Genomic DNA, 17,139 nt, shown 5'->3' with positions numbered 1-17,139 from the left:
GCGGGCCTTTTTTATTCACTTGAGAACACCGTTGGCGTTGCGGGCCTCATCGGGAGCAAGCCCCCTCCCACATTTGAACTGTGAATACATTCGAGTGTGGGAGGGGGCTTGCTCCCGATAGCGTCAACTCGGTCTCAAGCCGTAGCCAACGCCGGCACCTCCACCGCACTCAACCCCTCTTTCATCCGCTTGGCATCACGCACAAAACTGCGCGATGCCTGGAACAGAAACAGCATGGTCAGGAACAACGCCACCGGAATCAGGTACATGGCGTCGTGCAAACCTACAGCCTTGTAGGCCTCAGTCATCTGCTCGGCCCCCGCCGCATACATCGCAGCATGCGCAAAGTGATCAGACAGGCCGCCCACCACAATCGGCCCCATGCCCCCACCCAGCAGATACAAGCCGGCAAAGAACAACGCCATCGCCGTGGCCCGCAGGCGCGGTTCAACCACGTCCTGGATTGCCGTGTACACGCAGGTATAGAAGTTATAGGCAAACAACCAGCCCACGCTGAACAGCGCGACGAACACGCCGATCTCGATCCGTCCGGCATGCAATGCCCAGGCGGTGGTGAGCGTGGAGATGATCAGACTGCACGCGGCAAACAGCAGCCGGCCATTGGCGACCCGCTGATGGATCTTGTCGGCAATCCAGCCGCCCAGGGTCAGGCCCACCAGGCCGGTCACACCGACGATGACACCGGTGGCCACCGCTGCGTCCTGCAACGGCATCAGAAAGTAACGCTGCAGCATCGGCACCAGGAACGAGTTGCACGCATAGGTGGCGAAGTTGAAGCACAGCCCGGCCAGCACCAGCCACAGGAAGGTCGGCACCGCGAGTACGCGGCGGATCGGGCGGTCGACGCGTTCCTGGGGCACTTGCACCGTTTCCGCCGCGCCGCGTTTGGGCTCCTTGATGTAGAACATGAATACCGCGAGGATCAGCCCCGGTACGGCGGCAATAAAGAACGGCGCACGCCAGCTGTCGAACGCCTTGACCATCCAGCCGATGGTGAAGAACGCCAGCAGCAAGCCCAACGGCAGGCCCAGCATGAAAATGCCCATGGCGCGCGCGCGGCGGTGGGCGGGAAACAGATCGCCAATCAATGAATTGGCGGCGGGGGCATAGCTGGCCTCCCCGATGCCAATGCCCATGCGCACCACCAGGAAGCTCCAGAAACTGCCGGCCAGGCCATTGAGCGCCGTCAGCCCGCTCCAGGCAAACAAGCCCCAGCCCATCAGTTTGCTGCGCGAGCCGGTGTCGGCCAGGCGCCCCAGCGGCAGCCCGGCGATGGCATAGACGATGGTGAAAGAGGTACCGATGATGCCGAGCTGAAAGTCGCTCAGGTGCCATTCCATGCGGATCGGCTCGATGATGATCGCGGGAATGGTCCGGTCGAAGAAGTTGAACAGGTTGGCGAGGAACAGCAGGAACAGAATGCGCCAGGCATTCGCCGCTTGGGTCGAGTTCTGCATGGGTCCGTCTCTTTTATTGTTATGAGAGCTGCGATGCCCACTGCATCCTGCTCAGGTATCTGCAACATAGTCAGGCTGGCGGCGCTTGTCTGTAATGATTCGTAAAGCTGATAGGACGTGATTTCACCCGGCATTACGGGGTTTTCCCTACAAAAATATATGTGCGCGCCCCCCTTCCCAATGGCCAGCGCCCGGATAGAATGGCGAGCCTTCCCGCAGTCCCCCTTACCTATCCTTAATCGATGACGCCCATGTCCGAAGCCAGTCCGTGTCTGAATTGCGGTGCCTGCTGTTCATACTTTCGTGTGTCTTTCTTCTGGGGCGAGTGCGCCTCATCGGGCGGCACCGTGCCCGATGACCTGGTGGTGCAGATCAACCCCACCCGCGTGGCGATGATCGGTACCGACCAGAAGCCCGCACGCTGCTGCAGCCTCGAGGGTGAAGTGGGCAAAGGCACGCGCTGCTCAATTTATGAACAGCGCTCAAGCCCCTGCCGCGAGTTCGACGCCTCTTGGAGCCAGGGCGTGCAAAACGCCGATTGCGATGCTGCCCGTGCCGCCTTCGGCCTGGCGCCGCTCGACGAGCCGCTTTTCGAGCTGGATCTGCCCATCAGCGCTTAGCATCAAACGCTATGACTGGCATGCAAAAAGAGTTGTATCAAAGTGCCATTATTCCTGGCAAATCCCGCGAGGCTTCTATACTCGACCTCATAGGTCATCGCCTGAGGCAATGACGCGACACTATGACGGGACACGCTATGGAATGGCTGGGACTGCACTTTTTCACCGACCTTCCAGACAACGGGCACTTATTACTCAATTGCAGTCATAACCCCTTTCTGGTGCTGCTGGCGTACCTGGTCGCCTGCGCGGCCGGCTTTGGCACGCTGGACATGGCCGAGCGCGTCGGTCATGTCGAAGACCCCACCGCCCGCCGTCGCTGGTGTTGGTTGGGCGCCGGTTGCCTGGCGGGCGGTATCTGGTCGACCCACTTCATCAGCATGCTGGCCTTCCAGGCCCCCGTCGCCATTCATTACGAATTGCTGATGACCTTCGCCTCGTTGGTGATTGCCCTGATCGCTTCGCTGTTCGCCATGCAAACCCTCAGTCATGCGCACCTGCGGCTCCATCAGTACCTGCTGGCCTCAGTGTGGATGGGGCTGGGTATCGCGCTGATGCACTACGTCGGCATGTCAGCCATGCGTTCCCAGGCCCAGGCCTACTTCGACTCCAGGCTGCTCATGGCCTCGGTCGCGATTGCCATCGGCGCAAGCCTGGCAGCGTTGTTGTTGTCGAGCTACCTGCGCGACGGTACCGGCGTGTTTCATCAATTGCTCAAATACGCCGCCAGCCTGGTGCTGGGCGCCGGCATCCTGAGCATGCATTTCACCGGCATGGCGGCCATGCAAATGCTGATACCGGACGGCGCGGATCTGTCGTTGCCCGTCGATAACAATCCGCTGCAACTGAGCCTGTCGGTGGCGACGATCACCTTGCTGGTTATCGGCAGCAGCATCAGCGCAGCGTTGGCCGACAAAAAGCTGCAGCACAAGGAACGCGATTTGCGCCGGGTCAACGCACTGCTCAGCGAGCTGGACCAGGCCCGTGCCTCGCTGCAACAGGTGGCCCATTACGACGCGCTGACCAGCTTGCTCAACCGGCGTGGCTTCAATCAGATCTTTGCGGAAAAGGTCGCGGAAAAAACCGCGACACGCGGCATGATGGCGGTGATCTTCCTCGACATCGACCATTTCAAGCGCATCAACGACAGCCTTGGACATGATGCCGGTGACCAATTGCTTTCCGTGCTGGCCAGCCATATCAAAGGCTCGGTACGCAGCCATGCCGACGTGGTCGCGCGTTTTGGCGGGGATGAATTCTGCATTCTGATCAATATCCATCATCGCGACGAAGCGCGGCACATGGCCCAGCGCATCATGCAAAAAATGAAGGAACCCATCGAGTTGGCAGGCCGGCGCATGGTCATGACTACCAGTATCGGTATCAGCCTGTTTCCCGACGATGGCCAAACCTGTGAAGAACTGCTGAAAACCGCCGACCTGGCGCTTTACCAGTCCAAGGATGCTGGGCGCAATAGCCTGCACTTCTTCAGTTCCAACCTGAAAACCCGCGCTTTCCTTGAGCTGCAACTTGAAGAGCAACTGCGCGCGGCCCTGCGCGGGCGCAATGAGTTGGTGCTGTTTTATCAGCCGATCTTCGACATGAAGCTCGGCAAGGTCACGCGCCTGGAGGCCCTGGTGCGCTGGCAGCACCCACAACATGGGTTGCTGGCGCCGGACCGGTTTATCGGGATTGCCGAGAATAACGGTTTGATTGCCGAACTGGACCACTGGGTATTGCGCCAGGCTTGTCATGACTTGAGCCTGTTGTCTGATCGCGGCTATAGCGAGTTGACCATGGCCGTGAATTGCTCGGCCCTGAACCTGGCCCGTGATGAACTGGCGGATGAAATCGAAGCGGCCCTGCGCTTTGCAGGCATTGCTGCCAATCGCCTGGAGCTGGAAGTCACCGAAAACGCGTTGATGGGCAATATCAGCAGCACCCTGGCCCTGTTGCGGCAAATCCGCGCGTTGGGCGTATCCCTGGCGATCGATGACTTCGGCACCGGCTATTCATCCCTGGCCTACCTCAAGCGCCTGCCGCTCAACACCTTGAAGATCGACCGGTCGTTTATCCAGGACATACCCAGGTCCACCGCCGACAGCGAAATCGTCCAGGCCATCATTGCCATGGCTCATACGCTGCACTTGGAGGTGGTGACCGAAGGGGTGGAGACCCAGGCGCAATTCGAGCTGTTGCAGCAGCATGGCTGCGATTTCATTCAGGGTTATTTGCTGAGCCCGGCGGTGGCCTTCAGCGACATCATTGGCGTCATGCAAGGCATGCAGATACGCAACCCGCTCCACACATTCAGCGCAGACGGTAATAAAGAGGCTCCGCCGCCAAAGGAACCTGCCCCGGCGTGCATCAGTTCGCCTTCAGTTGTCAGGCCCATCCGCTGACATGGCAGGCTGCCAGTAGTCAGGCGCCAATACCTTGAAACAATTTCCCAGCCGTTACGCCAGCGCTCCAACTGTTCCCGTGACGTTAACGTCACCGTCACCTGTGACCTTTCTCTACGGCAACGTGCCATCACGGGGGAAGCGGTTACTCCGCTACACACTTGCGCAAGCGCGAGCCGTGCACCCATTTGGCTCACTGGTTTCTTACACTGCCCTTTCCTGGATCAAAATCCACGGCGAGACCACCACCGCCCAAAGGCCCGGGTCACGCGTGACCAAGTCCACCGCCCGCGTCGCAGACACTTCGCCAAGACTCCCCGCAGCCAGCCAGGCAGCGACTTTGTCGCGATTGTCTTCGGCCATCGCTTCGGCCGCTTCGATCAAATCCAGGTCGGCGTCGACCCACAATAGGGCACCCTTGGCAAAGAACGGTTCGAGCTCCTTCCAGGAAATTTCGGCGGTTTCACCGAGCAGCTTGGCATAGAGGGTGCTAGGTTCTTGCGTCATGGGAGTTCACCTGAGTAAAAAATCGGCGCAATCATAACGTCGTGTCACAGTTGGAAAAACCCAGTAGCAAATAAGCTGGCGATTGAAAGTGTCGGAAAAGCCAAGGAATGCTCGGAAGGCTGGCATTACCCCGCCGCAATTCTGTCTTTTTCTTTCATTTAAGCGACACAACCCGGTTTTGCCCCCAGCAGCCAGCTTTCCAAGCGATCAACCGGCGCTCTACACTGTACCGGTACAGTTGCCAGGGCATCGCCGAGGGATATCCGAGATATCTGATCCGGTTCTGCAGCTCACAAGGCCGCTAGAACTATAAAAAATACAACAGTAAGAGTGGAGCACTATGAATAAGGCTACTAAGCAGATTTCCAAACTGTTTGCCGCTATGGTCCTGGCTGGGGTTGCCGGCCATTCGTTCGCAGCCGACACCATCAAGATCGGCATTGCCGGCCCCAAGACCGGGCCTGTAACGCAATATGGCGACATGCAATTCATGGGTGCCAAGCAGGCCATCGCCGACATCAACGCCAAGGGCGGCGTCGACGGCAAAATGCTTGAAGCCAAGGAATACGACGACGCGTGCGATCCGAAGCAAGCCGTTGCCGTCGCCAACAAAGTGGTCAATGACGGCGTCAAGTTCGTGGTCGGTCACCTTTGCTCCAGCTCCACTCAGCCAGCCTCGGATATCTATGAAGACGAAGGCGTCATCATGATTACCCCGGCGGCCACCAGCCCGGAAATCACCGCCCGTGGCTACAAGCTGATCTTCCGCACCATCGGCCTGGACAGCGCCCAAGGCCCGGCGGCCGGCAACTACATCGCCGACCACGTCAAGCCGAAGATCGTTGCCGTACTGCACGACAAGCAGCAATACGGTGAAGGCATCGCCACCGCCGTCAAGCAGACCCTCGAGAAGAAAGGCACCAAGGTTGCCGTCTTCGAAGGCCTGAACGCCGGCGACAAAGACTTCTCCTCGATCATCCAGAAACTCAAGCAAGCCAACGTCGACTTCGTCTACTACGGCGGCTACCACCCTGAGCTGGGCCTGATCCTGCGCCAAGCCAAGGAAAAAGGCCTGAACGCCAAGTTCATGGGCCCAGAGGGCGTCGGCAACGACTCCATCTCGCAAATCGCCCAGGGCGCTTCCGAAGGCCTGCTGGTGACCCTGCCTAAATCCTTCGACACCGACCCGGCCAACAAAGCCATCGTTGAAGAGTTCGCCCAGAACAAGCAGGACCCAACCGGTCCGTTCGTGTTCCCGGCCTACTCGGCCATCGAAGTGATCGCCGGCGGCATCAAGGCTGCCAAGAGCGAAGACACCGCCAAGGTGGCCGAGGCCATCCACGCGGGTACCTTCAAGACCCCGACCGGCGAGCTGAGCTTCGACGCCAAGGGCGACCTGAAGGACTTCAAGTTCGTGGTCTACGAATGGCACTTCGGCAAACCAAAAACCGAAGTATCCCCTCAGTAAGCCAGGCATTACTGGTCAACAAGCCCACTGTGAAAGCAGTGGGTTTTGTTTTACGAGGTTTATGGGCCATGTCACCCGCGATCCGGGCGCTGGCTCACCTGAAAATCTTAAAACCGTCACCAGCGGTTCGCTGGCAAACGCTTTGTGCAAATGTGCTCACAGAACACAGCGCAGGGCCGGAACATGACTCCACCAGTGAAATGCGTATCGGGTTTTTAGGAGCGCTGTAATGCCTGAGATCTATCATTTTTTCCAACAGCTGGTTAATGGCCTGACCATTGGCAGCACCTATGCCTTGATAGCCATTGGCTACACAATGGTTTACGGCATCATTGGAATGATCAACTTCGCCCATGGCGAGGTGTACATGATTGGTTCCTACGTGGCCTTCATCGCCCTTGCCGGGCTGGCCATGATGGGTATCCACTCTCTGCCGCTGTTGATGACCGCTGCGTTCCTGGCATCGATCGTCGTGACCAGTGCCTATGGCTACAGTATCGAGCGCGTTGCCTACCGCCCCTTGCGCGGCAGCAACCGGTTGATCCCGCTGATTTCCGCCATCGGCATGTCGATATTCCTGCAGAACACCGTATTGCTGTCCCAGGACTCCAAGGACAAGTCCATTCCCAACCTGATCCCGGGAAGCTTCTCCTTCGGCCCCGGTGGTGCACAAGAAGTGCTGATTTCCTACATGCAGATCCTGGTCTTTGTCGTCACCCTGGTGGCGATGCTCGGCCTCACGCTGTTCATTTCCCGCTCTCGTCTGGGGCGCGCCTGCCGGGCCTGCGCCGAAGACATCAAGATGGCCAACCTGTTGGGCATCAACACCAATAACATCATCGCCCTGACCTTCGTGATCGGCGCCGCGCTGGCGGCGGTCGCCGCCGTGTTGCTGAGCATGCAGTACGGCGTGATCAACCCCAACGCCGGTTTCCTGGTGGGCCTCAAGGCCTTCACCGCAGCGGTGCTGGGCGGTATCGGCAGTATTCCGGGCGCCATGCTCGGTGGGCTGGTGCTGGGCGTGGCCGAAGCCTTTGGCGCCGATATCTTCGGTGACCAATACAAGGACGTCGTGGCGTTCGGCTTGTTGGTCCTGGTGTTGTTGTTCCGTCCGACCGGCATCCTGGGCCGTCCGGAGGTTGAGAAAGTATGAGCAGATATCTTAAATCGGCGTTTTTCAGCGCCTTGCTGGTGTGGGCCGTGGCCTTCCCGGTACTCGGCCTCAAGCTGAGCATTGCCGGCATCAACCTGGAAGTGCATGGCACAGGGCCCGTGACCCTGACCATCATCGCCCTGTGCTCGGTGCTGATGTTCCTGCGCGTGCTGTTCACCCAGCAGGTCGGCGCCCTGTTCAAGGGCAACCGTGCGCCGTTGGTGTCGCCCAAGGTCAGCCAATTCCTGACCCTGCCGCGCACCCAGCGCTACATCATCATCGGCCTGATCGTGGCCGCGTTGATCTGGCCGTTCTTCGGCTCGCGCGGTGCAGTCGACATCGCCACCCTGATCCTGATCTACGTGTTGCTGGGCCTGGGCCTGAACATCGTGGTGGGCCTGGCCGGCCTGCTCGACCTGGGTTATGTGGGCTTCTATGCGGTGGGTGCCTACACCTACGCGCTGCTGTCGCACTACCTGGGTTGGAGCTTCTGGGTCTGCCTGCCACTCGCCGGTCTGATGGCGGCCACATTCGGCTTCCTGCTGGGCTTCCCGGTGTTGCGTTTGCGCGGTGACTACCTGGCGATCGTGACCCTGGGCTTCGGTGAAATCATCCGTCTGTTCCTGCGTAACCTCACCGATATCACCGGCGGCCCCAACGGCATCAGCAGCATCCCCAAGCCGACGTTCTTCGGGCTGTCGTTCGACCGCACCGCCGCAGAGGGCATGCAGACTTTCCACGAGTACTTCGGAATTGCCTACAACCCGGTGAGCAAAGTGGTGTTCCTGTACCTGGTGGCGCTATTGCTGGCACTGGCGGCACTGTTCGTGATCAACCGCCTGCTGCGCATGCCGATTGGCCGCGCGTGGGAAGCGCTGCGCGAAGATGAAATCGCCTGCCGTGCACTGGGCATGAACCCGACAGTCATCAAACTTTCGGCCTTCACCCTTGGGGCAACCTTCGCCGGTTTCGCCGGCAGCTTCTTCGCCGCACGCCAAGGCCTGGTGACCCCGGAGTCGTTCACGTTCATCGAGTCGGCGATCATCCTCGCCATCGTGGTACTGGGTGGCATGGGCTCGCAACTGGGTGTGATTCTGGCCGCGATCGTGATGATCCTGCTGCCGGAAATGATGCGAGAGTTCAGCGAGTACCGCATGTTGATGTTCGGCGCCATGATGGTGCTGATGATGATCTGGCGCCCTCAAGGCCTGCTGCCCATGCAACGTCCACACATGGAGCTGCGCAAATGAGCCGCGAGATCCTGAAAGTCGAAAATCTGAGCATGCGCTTCGGCGGCTTGCTGGCGGTCAACGGCGTCGCCCTGACCGTCAAAGAGAAGCAGGTCGTCGCGCTGATCGGCCCCAATGGCGCCGGCAAGACCACGGTGTTCAACTGCCTCACCGGTTTCTACAAGCCGAGCGGCGGCAGTATCCTGCTGGACGGCCAGCCGATCCAGGGCCTGGCCGGTCACGAGATCGCCCGCAAGGGCGTGGTGCGCACGTTCCAGAACGTGCGCTTGTTCAAGGACATGACAGCGGTCGAGAACTTGTTGATCGCCCAACACCGTCACCTGAACACCAACTTCTTCGCAGGCCTGTTCAAGACCCCGGCGTTCCGCAAGAGCGAGCGCGAAGCCATGGAGTACGCGGCGTATTGGCTGGACAAGGTCAATCTCACCGAGTTCGCCAACCGCCCGGCCGGCACCCTGGCCTATGGTCAGCAACGTCGCCTGGAAATCGCCCGCTGCATGATGACCCGCCCGCGGATCCTGATGCTCGACGAACCGGCGGCGGGCTTGAACCCCAAGGAAACCGAAGACCTCAAGGCGCTTATCGGCGTGTTGCGTGAGGAAAACAATGCCACCGTGCTGTTGATCGAACACGATATGAAACTGGTCATGAGCATTTCCGACCATATCGTGGTGATCAACCAGGGCACGCCGCTCGCCGACGGGACGCCGGAGCAGATCCGTGACAATCCCGAAGTGATCAAAGCCTATCTGGGGGAAGCGTAAAATGCTGCAATTCGAAAACGTTTCCACTTTCTACGGCAAGATCCAGGCCCTGCACAGCGTCAACGTGGAAGTGCGCCAGGGTGAAATCGTGACCCTGATCGGCGCCAACGGCGCTGGCAAGTCCACGTTGCTGATGACCCTGTGCGGCTCGCCCCAGGCCCACAGCGGCAGCATCCGCTACATGGGTGAAGAGCTGGTGGGCAAGCACTCCGCCGAAATCATGCGCAAGAGCATTGCGGTGGTACCGGAAGGCCGTCGCGTGTTTTCGCGCCTGACCGTGGAAGAGAACCTGGCCATGGGTGGGTTCTTTACCGACAAGGGTGATTACCAGGAACAGATGGACAAGGTGCTGCACCTGTTCCCTCGGCTCAAGGAGCGCTTCAGCCAGCGCGGCGGCACCATGTCCGGCGGCGAGCAGCAAATGCTCGCCATCGGGCGGGCGTTGATGAGCAAGCCCAAGCTGTTGCTGTTGGACGAGCCATCCCTGGGCCTGGCACCGATCATCATCCAGCAGATCTTCGACATCATCGAGCAACTGCGCAAGGACGGGGTAACGGTGTTTTTGGTGGAACAGAACGCCAACCAGGCCCTGAAAATCGCCGACCGGGCCTACGTGCTGGAAAACGGCCGGGTGGTGATGCAGGGCACTGGCGAGCAATTGCTGACCGATCCTAAGGTGCGTGAAGCCTACCTGGGCGGTTAAAACGGTTGCTGGATGAACCGGCTTTAGAATGTGGGAGGGGCAACCCCTCCCACATTTGCTTTGCGTGATATTTAAATTTTTTCCGGCTGGCTTGTAACGAAGTTCGTCCCCCTCTCTCTAGTGGTGCAAGCAGGCAATCAAGCCTGCCAACTCGACCACTGCTGGAGATACTCCATGACCACCAAACTGTCCGCTGCCGCCCTCCTCCTGGCCCTCGGTTCGACCCTGAGCCTGTCCGCCCTGACCACCACCGCCCATGCTGCCGACGACATGCAGAAATGCTTCGGCATCGCCGAGGCCGGCAAGAACGACTGCGCCGCCGGCGCTGGCACCTCGTGCGCCGGTACGTCCAAAACCAAGGACCAGGCCAACGCCTGGAAACTGGTCCCAGCCGGTACCTGCCTGAAAACCCCAAGCACGACCTCGCCGACCGGTTTCGGCCAGGAAGCTGCTTTCACCGCAAAGTCCTGAAGCCCAGCGCGACCTGAGTACTGATGATGACCCTTTCATCCCTGCAAGCCGTCTCCCAGGCTCAGGCATCCGGCCTGCCGCGTCGGGCCGGATTGGGACTGAAGACCGAGCACTTCACTGAAGTGCTCGGCTCTGCACCAGACATTGGTTTCTTTGAAGTGCACGCCGAAAACTACATGGTCGCCGGCGGCCCTTTTCACCATTATCTGGGGTTGATCCGCGAACGCTACCCACTGTCGTTGCACGGCGTGGGCCTCTCCATCGGTGGCGAAGGTCCGCTCAACCCTGAGCACCTGGCACGGTTGGCCGGGCTGATCGAACGCTATCAACCCCACTCATTTTCCGAACACCTGGCCTGGTCCAGCCACGGCCCGGTGTTTCTCAATGACCTGCTGCCCCTGGCCTACGATGCACAAACCCTGGCGCATGTCTGCGCGCACGTAGATCAGGTGCAAAGCACGCTCAAGCGGCCGATGCTGCTGGAAAACCCATCCACTTATGTGCAGTTCCAACGCTCCACCCTGGACGAAGCGGACTTCATCAACGAAGTCATTCGGCGCACCGGCTGCGGGTTGCTGCTGGACGTGAATAACGTTTACGTGTCGTGCATCAATCATCAGCGCGATCCGCTGGCCTACATCGATGCCTTACCTTTGCACGCAGTCGGCGAGATACATCTGGCAGGGTTTGCCGAAGACACCGACAGCCTGGGTGACAGGCTGCTCATTGATGATCACGGTGCGCCGATCGATGCTGCGGTGTGGCAGCTATACGAACAGTTGCTCAAACGCACGGGGCCGGTCGCCACGCTGATCGAACGGGATAACCAGGTGCCGAGCTTCAGCGTGCTGCACGCCGAGGCCAGGCACGCAGAATGGTATCTGTCGCAGGTGATGTCATGAGCTTTCAGGACGCGTTCACCGACGCCCTGCTCGCGGCGCACGGTTCCTGCCCGGAGGGGGTGTTCAGCAGTAACGGCGCCGACCCAGCCAGCCGCTTTGCGGTGTATCGCAATAACGTCCACAGCTCGTTGATCAATGCCCTGGCGGCTAGTTACCCCGTGACGCTGCAGCTGGTGGGTGACGAGTTTTTCCGCGCCATGGCTGGCGTTTTCGTCCAGGCCAACCCGCCCACCAGCCCGCTGATCAACGCGTACGGCAGCACATTGGCCGACTTTATCCAGGCATTCGCACCAGCCGCCAGCGTGCCCTACCTGGCGGATGTCGCGCGGCTGGAGCGCCTGCGGGTGCGTGCTTATCACGCGCCCGACATTCCGGCGCTGTGCCAACACGCTGTGCTCCAGCATCTGCAAGGTCAAGCAGGCGTAGCGCGGTTGAGCCTGACGCTGCATCCATCGCTCGCCACCTTGAGCTCTCCTTACCCGATCGTGACGGTATGGGCCGCGCACCAAGCGGACGGCGACCTCGCTGGCGTGGCCGGATGGCCTGCCGAGAACGCGTTGGTGTTGCGCCACGGGTTGGCGGTCAAGGTCTTCGCCATCGACAGCGGCTCGGTGGCCTTTATCAACTGCCTGAACCAGGGCGCGGGGCTGGAGATGGCGGTGGAGCATGCCTTGCAGGCCTCCTCCGAATTCGATCTGCATCGGTGCCTGACGCTGTTGATCAGCCACGACGCCATTACTCATTTACACCTGGAACCCAAGGTATCGCCATGAACAATTCCGCCGCCAGCCTGCTGAAACAGGCCATCGCACTTTTTGAAAAAATTCCCTACAGCCTGATCGCCTTTATCGCGCGCTTCTCTATCGCGGCGGTGTTCTGGAAATCCGGACAAACCAAAGTCGAAGGGTTTGCCATTGATCTGATCAGCGGCACCTTCCAACTCGGCGCCCCCAAACTGGCCGCCTCGACCCTGCCGTTATTTCGCAGCGAATACCATGTGCCGCTGTTATCACCCGAAGTCGCCGCGCACCTGGCAGCGTTTGCCGAGCACTTTTTCCCGCTGCTGATCCTGCTGGGATTCGCCACGCGATTCTCGGCCCTTGCCTTGATCGGCATGACCCTGACCATTCAGTTGTTTGTCTATCCGGACGCCTACCCGACCCATGGCACCTGGATCGCGCTGTTACTGCTGCTGATGGCCAAGGGCCCGGGCCGGCTGTCCATCGACCACTGGATCGCCCGTCACTCCCGTTGAAGACGGTCCAGGGCCGCGCCGCTGCGCTTGAACCAGTCCACCAAATAGTCGGCCAGTACCTGGGTGCGCCGCGGCAGGCCACCTTGATAGGGGTGCACCAGGTACATCGGCTGGCTGCGCGTTTGATAATCGCGCAGCAGCCAGCGCAATCGACCCTCCGCCAATTCCGTCGGTAGCAGGTAGGACGGCAGGCGCGCGATACCGGCGCCCACCAATGCGGCTTTCTTCAAGAGGTTGTAGTGGTTGGACGCGAAAGTGCCGCTGACCCGCACCCGCAACAGCTCATGCTGCTGGTGATACAGCCACTCCTCGCGGCCGCTGTAGTGACTGTTGAGCAAACAGGTATGGCCCGCCAGCTCCGCCGGGTGCAGCGGTTCACCGTGCTGTTCCAGGTAGGCCGGACTGGCGCAGGTCATCTCGTGCCAGGCCAGCAGCGGCTTGATCACCAGACGCTCATTCTCGATGGCCCCCGAGCGTACGCCCAGATCGAAGCCGTCTCGCGCCAGATCCCGATAGCTATTGTTGAGCTCCAGCTCGATCTGCACCTGTGGGTAGTGCTTGGAAAATTCCAGCAACAAGCCATCGAAAAAGGTTTCTCCCAATGACACCGGAACCGTCATACGCACCGGCCCGGCCAAATCATCTTTGAGTCGGGCCAAGGCCTGACGCGCACGCTCAACTTGCACCACCAGCGCCTGTGCCTGGGGCAGCAAGGCTGCGCCTGCGGCGGTCAGGCTCAGCTTGCGCGTGGTGCGATGCAACAGCACCACGGCGTACTGCGCTTCGAGCTGGCTGATTCGCTTGGACAACTGGCCCTTGCTGCACCCCAGTTGCTCCGACGCCACGGTGAAACTGCCGGCTTCGATCAACACCGCGAAGGCCGCCAAGTCATCCATTTCGCTCATGGTTTGTTTCCAAATGAAAACCAAAGGTTGCCTATTAGCAGGTTTATCCGCTGAAAAAGCCACCCTAGACTCAACCTTCACCCAGCCCCTGAAGGAGCAGCACGATGAAAATTCTTTTGATTGGTGCCAACGGCACGATCGGTTCAGCGGTCAAGGCAGAGCTGGCGCAGCGTCACGAGGTGATCGCCATCGGCCGCCACAGCGGCGACTTCCACGTCGATATCAGCGACAGCGCCTCGATTCGCACGCTGTTCGAGCAGACCGGCAAGTTCGACGCGCTGGTGTGCGCGGCAGGCAGCGTGAACTTCGTGGCGCTGGGCGACATGAGCGAAGCCGACTTTGAACTGGGCCTGCGGGACAAGCTGATGGGCCAGGTCAACCTGCTGCTGATCGGCCGGGAGTTCGCCAATGACGGCGCGTCGTTTACCTTTACCAGCGGCATTTTGAACCGCGATCCGATTCGCACCGGCGCCTCGGCGGCCCTGGTCAACGGCGCGCTGGATGCCTTCGTCAAAGCAGCGGCAATCGAACTGCCACGCGGCTTGCGCATTAATGCCGTGAGCCCGACGGTGCTGGTGGAAGCCATGGGCAGCTATGCGCCGTACTTCCGTGGATTCAAACCGGTTGCTGGCGCTGAAGTGGCCTTGGCCTATGCAAAAAGTGTCGAGGGCTTACAGACCGGTCAGACCTTTGTCGTGCGCTGAGTTTCAGGTCTGTAAGAATCGCCTGAAGCTGGGCCACGGGCTTGTGATGCGGCGCGAGCCTGCGTAACGTGGCGGCACTTGTCTGGAGACCGAAAATGCGTGCCGCCTCGACCCTAACGTTGCTAGCCCTGTTCCCCTTCTTCGCCGCTTGCCAGATGTTCGACAGCGAGCCCGCCAAGCTGTCTACCGCGGGGCTGACCCGCATGCAGGGTGAATTGACGGCGGTGGACGGCAAGCTGTTGTTCCAGCCCTGCAACGACCAGCGCAACTACGTGGTCAACGACACCGGTGGCACCAGCATCCTGCAGGAAGCCGCCTCGCTGGCCGGTCAGCAGGGCGCGTTGTTTGCAGATTTGCGTGGCAAGTTTTCCGGCGTTGCCAGCGGCACCCAGGGTTCGGTGGACCTGCAACAGCTGTATCGCGTCGAGCGCTCGACCTCAGCCTGTGGCGACCCGGACTTCAAGCGCATGATCCTGCGGGCAAACGGCCATAAGCCGGCCTGGGCGATGAGCGTCACGGCCAAGGGCATGGTGCTGGAGCGCGAAGGCCAACCGCCCCTGGCAGTGCCTTATGTCGAAGAGCAACTGGGTGACGGGCGCTTCAACCTGATGACCGACGCCAATAACCAGCACATCGAATTGTGGGTCGCCCCGCAGCGATGCGTCGACAGCGTGAGCGGCAGCCTGCAGCACATGACCGCCCAATTGCGTGTCAACGGCCAGGTCCAGCGTGGTTGCGCAGCCTTTGGTGGCTCGCGGGACGACTGATTGCGTCCTGCGCTGTTTTTTAACCTGACGGAAAGACGCCATTGGGGCTTATAATCGCCGGTTTGCAAAACAGCCGGCCTTCTTGCCCGCCGCCTACCGGATCCTGTCATGTTACGAATCACCGAACTCAAGCTGCCCATCGACCATCCCGAAGAAGACCTGCGGCCCGCCATCGTGCAGCGCCTGGGCATCGCCAGTGATGACCTGCTCGATTTCACCCTGTTCAAGCGCAGCTACGATGCCCGCAAGAAGTCCTCGGAGCTGTGCTTCATCTACACCGTCGACTTGAATGTAAAGGGTGAAGCCGCCCTGCTGCTCAAGTTCGCCGATGATCGCAACGTCAATCCGGCGCCGGATGTCAGTTACCACGTAGTGGGGCAGGCACCGGAAGGCTTGGTCGAACGGCCGGTGGTGGTCGGTTTCGGCCCATGCGGCATCTTCGCCGGGCTGCTGCTGGCACAGATGGGCTTCAAGCCGATCATCCTCGAGCGTGGCAAGGAAGTACGCCAGCGCACCAAGGACACCTGGGGCCTGTGGCGCAAAAGCGTACTCAACCCCGAGTCCAACGTGCAGTTCGGCGAAGGCGGCGCCGGGACCTTCTCCGACGGCAAGCTGTACAGCCAGATCAAGGACCCGAAATTCCACGGTCGCAAGGTGCTGCATGAGTTCGTCAAGGCCGGCGCCCCGGAAGAGATTCTCTATGTCAGCAAGCCGCATATCGGCACGTTCCGTCTGACCGGCGTGGTGGAAAACATGCGCCAGCAGATCATTGCCCTGGGCGGTGAAGTGCGCTTCGAACAACGGGTTACCGACGTCCTGATCGAGGAGGGCCAGTTGAAGGGCGTGGTCATCGACGGCGGCGAGCAGATCCTCTCCAGGCACGTGATCCTCGCCTTGGGCCACAGCGCCCGCGACACTTTCCGCATGCTTCACGGCCGTGGCGTGTATATGGAGGCCAAGCCGTTCTCGGTGGGCTTCAGGATCGAGCACCCACAGTCGCTGATCGACGCCGCGCGCCTGGGCAAATACGCCGGGCACCCGAAACTCGGTGCGGCTGATTACAAGTTGGTGCACCACGCCAAGAACGGTCGCTCGGTCTACAGCTTCTGCATGTGCCCTGGCGGCACCGTGGTGGCCGCGACGTCGGAGCCCAATCGCGTCGTGACCAACGGCATGAGCCAGTATTCGCGCAATGAGCGCAACGCCAACTCGGGCATCGTGGTCGGTATCACGCCTGAGGTGGACTACCCAGGCGGCCCGCTCGCCGGTATCGAACTGCAGGAGCGCCTGGAGTCCCATGCCTACGTGCTCGGCGGCAGTAATTACGAGGCCCCGGCACAGTTGGTCGGCGATTTCATCGCAGGCCGGCCGTCCACGGCCATCGGCAGCGTAGAACCGTCCTACAAGCCTGGGGTAGCCCTGGGTGACCTGGCCCTGGCCCTGCCGGACTTCGCCATCGAAGCTATCCGTGAAGCCTTGCCGGCGTTCGAAAAGCAGATCAAAGGCTACTCGCTGCACGATGCGGTCTTGACCGGTATCGAGACGCGCACCTCATCGCCGCTGCGCATTACCCGCAACGAGTCGATGCAGAGCCTGAACGTGAAAGGCTTGTTCCCGGCCGGCGAAGGCGCGGGCTATGCCGGCGGGATCCTGTCGGCAGGCGTTGACGGGATCCGGATTGCCGAGGCATTGGCGCGGGATATGCTGGGCATCGAGGCCTGAAAAAATTTGGGAGGGGGCTTGCTCCCGATAGCGGTGGGTCAGTCTGAAGGTTTTTGACTGACGCACCG

General features: G+C 60.5%; 17 protein-coding genes. 14 read left to right on the top strand and 3 right to left on the bottom strand.

Annotated elements, in window-relative coordinates:
• Positions 1-134: 134 nt before the first annotated feature.
• Positions 135-1,478, bottom strand: a complete 1,344-nt coding sequence (locus C4J93_RS07235) for an MFS transporter (RefSeq protein WP_124366156.1) — start codon at positions 1,476-1,478, stop codon at positions 135-137.
• A gap of 251 nt (positions 1,479-1,729) precedes the next feature.
• Here C4J93_RS07235 and C4J93_RS07225 point away from each other — a divergent pair, with 251 nt between their 5' ends.
• A complete protein-coding gene (locus C4J93_RS07225; RefSeq protein WP_124361661.1) occupies positions 1,730-2,098 on the top strand; it encodes a YkgJ family cysteine cluster protein in 369 nt (122 codons plus the stop codon).
• Positions 2,099-2,235: 137 nt separating this feature from the next.
• Positions 2,236-4,500, top strand: coding sequence for a bifunctional diguanylate cyclase/phosphodiesterase (locus C4J93_RS07220; protein WP_124369913.1), 2,265 nt, complete (start codon positions 2,236-2,238; stop codon positions 4,498-4,500).
• Between the two features lie 204 nt (positions 4,501-4,704).
• On the opposite strand, the gene C4J93_RS07215 is transcribed toward C4J93_RS07220, so the two are convergent.
• Positions 4,705-5,007, bottom strand: a complete 303-nt coding sequence (locus C4J93_RS07215) for a DUF2288 domain-containing protein (RefSeq protein WP_124369912.1) — start codon at positions 5,005-5,007, stop codon at positions 4,705-4,707.
• Between the two features lie 340 nt (positions 5,008-5,347).
• On the opposite strand from C4J93_RS07215, the gene C4J93_RS07205 reads away from it, so the two are divergent.
• The 9 genes from C4J93_RS07205 (at position 5,348) to C4J93_RS07165 (ending at position 12,973) form a co-directional block, all read left to right on the top strand.
• Positions 5,348-6,475 (top strand): branched-chain amino acid ABC transporter substrate-binding protein, encoded by a 1,128-nt coding sequence (locus C4J93_RS07205; RefSeq protein ID WP_124428967.1) that lies wholly within the window; start codon positions 5,348-5,350, stop codon positions 6,473-6,475.
• 229 nt (positions 6,476-6,704) lie between these two features.
• Positions 6,705-7,628, top strand: a complete 924-nt coding sequence (gene livH, locus C4J93_RS07200) for a high-affinity branched-chain amino acid ABC transporter permease LivH (RefSeq protein WP_003231100.1) — start codon at positions 6,705-6,707, stop codon at positions 7,626-7,628.
• Complete coding sequence (locus tag C4J93_RS07195) at positions 7,625-8,878, top strand: high-affinity branched-chain amino acid ABC transporter permease LivM (RefSeq protein WP_124428966.1); 1,254 nt, start codon at positions 7,625-7,627, stop codon at positions 8,876-8,878. The genes livH and C4J93_RS07195 overlap by 4 nt, the downstream gene beginning before the upstream one ends.
• A complete protein-coding gene (gene livG / locus C4J93_RS07190) occupies positions 8,875-9,642 on the top strand; it encodes a high-affinity branched-chain amino acid ABC transporter ATP-binding protein LivG (protein WP_027604424.1) in 768 nt (255 codons plus the stop codon). The genes C4J93_RS07195 and livG overlap by 4 nt, the downstream gene beginning before the upstream one ends.
• A 1-nt stretch (position 9,643) precedes the next feature.
• On the top strand, positions 9,644-10,345 hold the full coding sequence (locus tag C4J93_RS07185; RefSeq protein WP_065932826.1) for an ABC transporter ATP-binding protein: 702 nt from the start codon (positions 9,644-9,646) through the stop codon (positions 10,343-10,345).
• Positions 10,346-10,519: 174 nt separating this feature from the next.
• Positions 10,520-10,816 (top strand): DUF2282 domain-containing protein, encoded by a 297-nt coding sequence (locus C4J93_RS07180; RefSeq protein ID WP_124361656.1) that lies wholly within the window; start codon positions 10,520-10,522, stop codon positions 10,814-10,816.
• 23 nt (positions 10,817-10,839) lie between these two features.
• The gene (locus tag C4J93_RS07175) at positions 10,840-11,718 is read left to right on the top strand and encodes a DUF692 domain-containing protein (RefSeq protein WP_124428965.1); all 879 of its coding nucleotides are present in this window, start codon (positions 10,840-10,842) and stop codon (positions 11,716-11,718) included.
• Positions 11,715-12,491, top strand: coding sequence for a DUF2063 domain-containing protein (locus tag C4J93_RS07170; RefSeq protein ID WP_124428964.1), 777 nt, complete (start codon positions 11,715-11,717; stop codon positions 12,489-12,491). Before C4J93_RS07175 ends, C4J93_RS07170 begins: the two co-directional genes overlap by 4 nt.
• Complete coding sequence (locus C4J93_RS07165) at positions 12,488-12,973, top strand: DoxX family protein (protein ID WP_124428963.1); 486 nt, start codon at positions 12,488-12,490, stop codon at positions 12,971-12,973. The genes C4J93_RS07170 and C4J93_RS07165 overlap by 4 nt, the downstream gene beginning before the upstream one ends.
• Here the strand turns inward: C4J93_RS07165 and C4J93_RS07160 are convergent.
• Complete coding sequence (locus C4J93_RS07160; RefSeq protein WP_124361652.1) at positions 12,961-13,878, bottom strand: LysR family transcriptional regulator; 918 nt, start codon at positions 13,876-13,878, stop codon at positions 12,961-12,963. The genes C4J93_RS07165 and C4J93_RS07160 overlap by 13 nt on opposite strands.
• Positions 13,879-13,982: 104 nt before the next feature.
• Here C4J93_RS07160 and C4J93_RS07155 point away from each other — a divergent pair, with 104 nt between their 5' ends.
• The 3 genes from C4J93_RS07155 to C4J93_RS07145 all read left to right on the top strand — a co-directional run bounded on the left by C4J93_RS07155 (position 13,983) and on the right by C4J93_RS07145 (position 17,071).
• Positions 13,983-14,582 (top strand): short chain dehydrogenase, encoded by a 600-nt coding sequence (locus C4J93_RS07155; RefSeq protein WP_124428962.1) that lies wholly within the window; start codon positions 13,983-13,985, stop codon positions 14,580-14,582.
• Between the two features lie 95 nt (positions 14,583-14,677).
• A complete protein-coding gene (locus C4J93_RS07150; protein ID WP_124361650.1) occupies positions 14,678-15,349 on the top strand; it encodes a COG3650 family protein in 672 nt (223 codons plus the stop codon).
• A gap of 108 nt (positions 15,350-15,457) precedes the next feature.
• Positions 15,458-17,071 carry an NAD(P)/FAD-dependent oxidoreductase gene (locus C4J93_RS07145; protein WP_124366147.1) on the top strand — a complete coding sequence of 538 codons (1,614 nt, stop codon included), beginning with the start codon at positions 15,458-15,460 and terminating at the stop codon, positions 17,069-17,071.
• The last annotated feature ends 68 nt before the right edge of the window (positions 17,072-17,139 follow it).

The organism is Pseudomonas sp. R2-37-08W (genome assembly GCF_003851705.1).
GTDB lineage: Bacteria > Pseudomonadota > Gammaproteobacteria > Pseudomonadales > Pseudomonadaceae > Aquipseudomonas.
The sequence above is the reverse complement of the archived record's forward strand: the minus strand, read 5'-3'. Positions and strand labels throughout refer to the sequence as shown.

What these genes read in the sequence shown, in the direction of transcription:
- C4J93_RS07235 (WP_124366156.1), bottom strand. Translation starts at nt 1,478, where the DNA reads ATGCAGAACTCGACCCAAGCGGCGAATGCCTGGCGCATTCTGTTCCTG.
- C4J93_RS07225 (WP_124361661.1), top strand. Translation starts at nt 1,730, where the DNA reads ATGTCCGAAGCCAGTCCGTGTCTGAATTGCGGTGCCTGCTGTTCATAC.
- C4J93_RS07220 (WP_124369913.1), top strand. Translation starts at nt 2,236, where the DNA reads ATGGAATGGCTGGGACTGCACTTTTTCACCGACCTTCCAGACAACGGG.
- C4J93_RS07215 (WP_124369912.1), bottom strand. Translation starts at nt 5,007, where the DNA reads ATGACGCAAGAACCTAGCACCCTCTATGCCAAGCTGCTCGGTGAAACC.
- C4J93_RS07205 (WP_124428967.1), top strand. Translation starts at nt 5,348, where the DNA reads ATGAATAAGGCTACTAAGCAGATTTCCAAACTGTTTGCCGCTATGGTC.
- livH (WP_003231100.1), top strand. Translation starts at nt 6,705, where the DNA reads ATGCCTGAGATCTATCATTTTTTCCAACAGCTGGTTAATGGCCTGACC.
- C4J93_RS07195 (WP_124428966.1), top strand. Translation starts at nt 7,625, where the DNA reads ATGAGCAGATATCTTAAATCGGCGTTTTTCAGCGCCTTGCTGGTGTGG.
- livG (WP_027604424.1), top strand. Translation starts at nt 8,875, where the DNA reads ATGAGCCGCGAGATCCTGAAAGTCGAAAATCTGAGCATGCGCTTCGGC.
- C4J93_RS07185 (WP_065932826.1), top strand. Translation starts at nt 9,644, where the DNA reads ATGCTGCAATTCGAAAACGTTTCCACTTTCTACGGCAAGATCCAGGCC.
- C4J93_RS07180 (WP_124361656.1), top strand. Translation starts at nt 10,520, where the DNA reads ATGACCACCAAACTGTCCGCTGCCGCCCTCCTCCTGGCCCTCGGTTCG.
- C4J93_RS07175 (WP_124428965.1), top strand. Translation starts at nt 10,840, where the DNA reads ATGATGACCCTTTCATCCCTGCAAGCCGTCTCCCAGGCTCAGGCATCC.
- C4J93_RS07170 (WP_124428964.1), top strand. Translation starts at nt 11,715, where the DNA reads ATGAGCTTTCAGGACGCGTTCACCGACGCCCTGCTCGCGGCGCACGGT.
- C4J93_RS07165 (WP_124428963.1), top strand. Translation starts at nt 12,488, where the DNA reads ATGAACAATTCCGCCGCCAGCCTGCTGAAACAGGCCATCGCACTTTTT.
- C4J93_RS07160 (WP_124361652.1), bottom strand. Translation starts at nt 13,878, where the DNA reads ATGAGCGAAATGGATGACTTGGCGGCCTTCGCGGTGTTGATCGAAGCC.
- C4J93_RS07155 (WP_124428962.1), top strand. Translation starts at nt 13,983, where the DNA reads ATGAAAATTCTTTTGATTGGTGCCAACGGCACGATCGGTTCAGCGGTC.
- C4J93_RS07150 (WP_124361650.1), top strand. Translation starts at nt 14,678, where the DNA reads ATGCGTGCCGCCTCGACCCTAACGTTGCTAGCCCTGTTCCCCTTCTTC.
- C4J93_RS07145 (WP_124366147.1), top strand. Translation starts at nt 15,458, where the DNA reads ATGTTACGAATCACCGAACTCAAGCTGCCCATCGACCATCCCGAAGAA.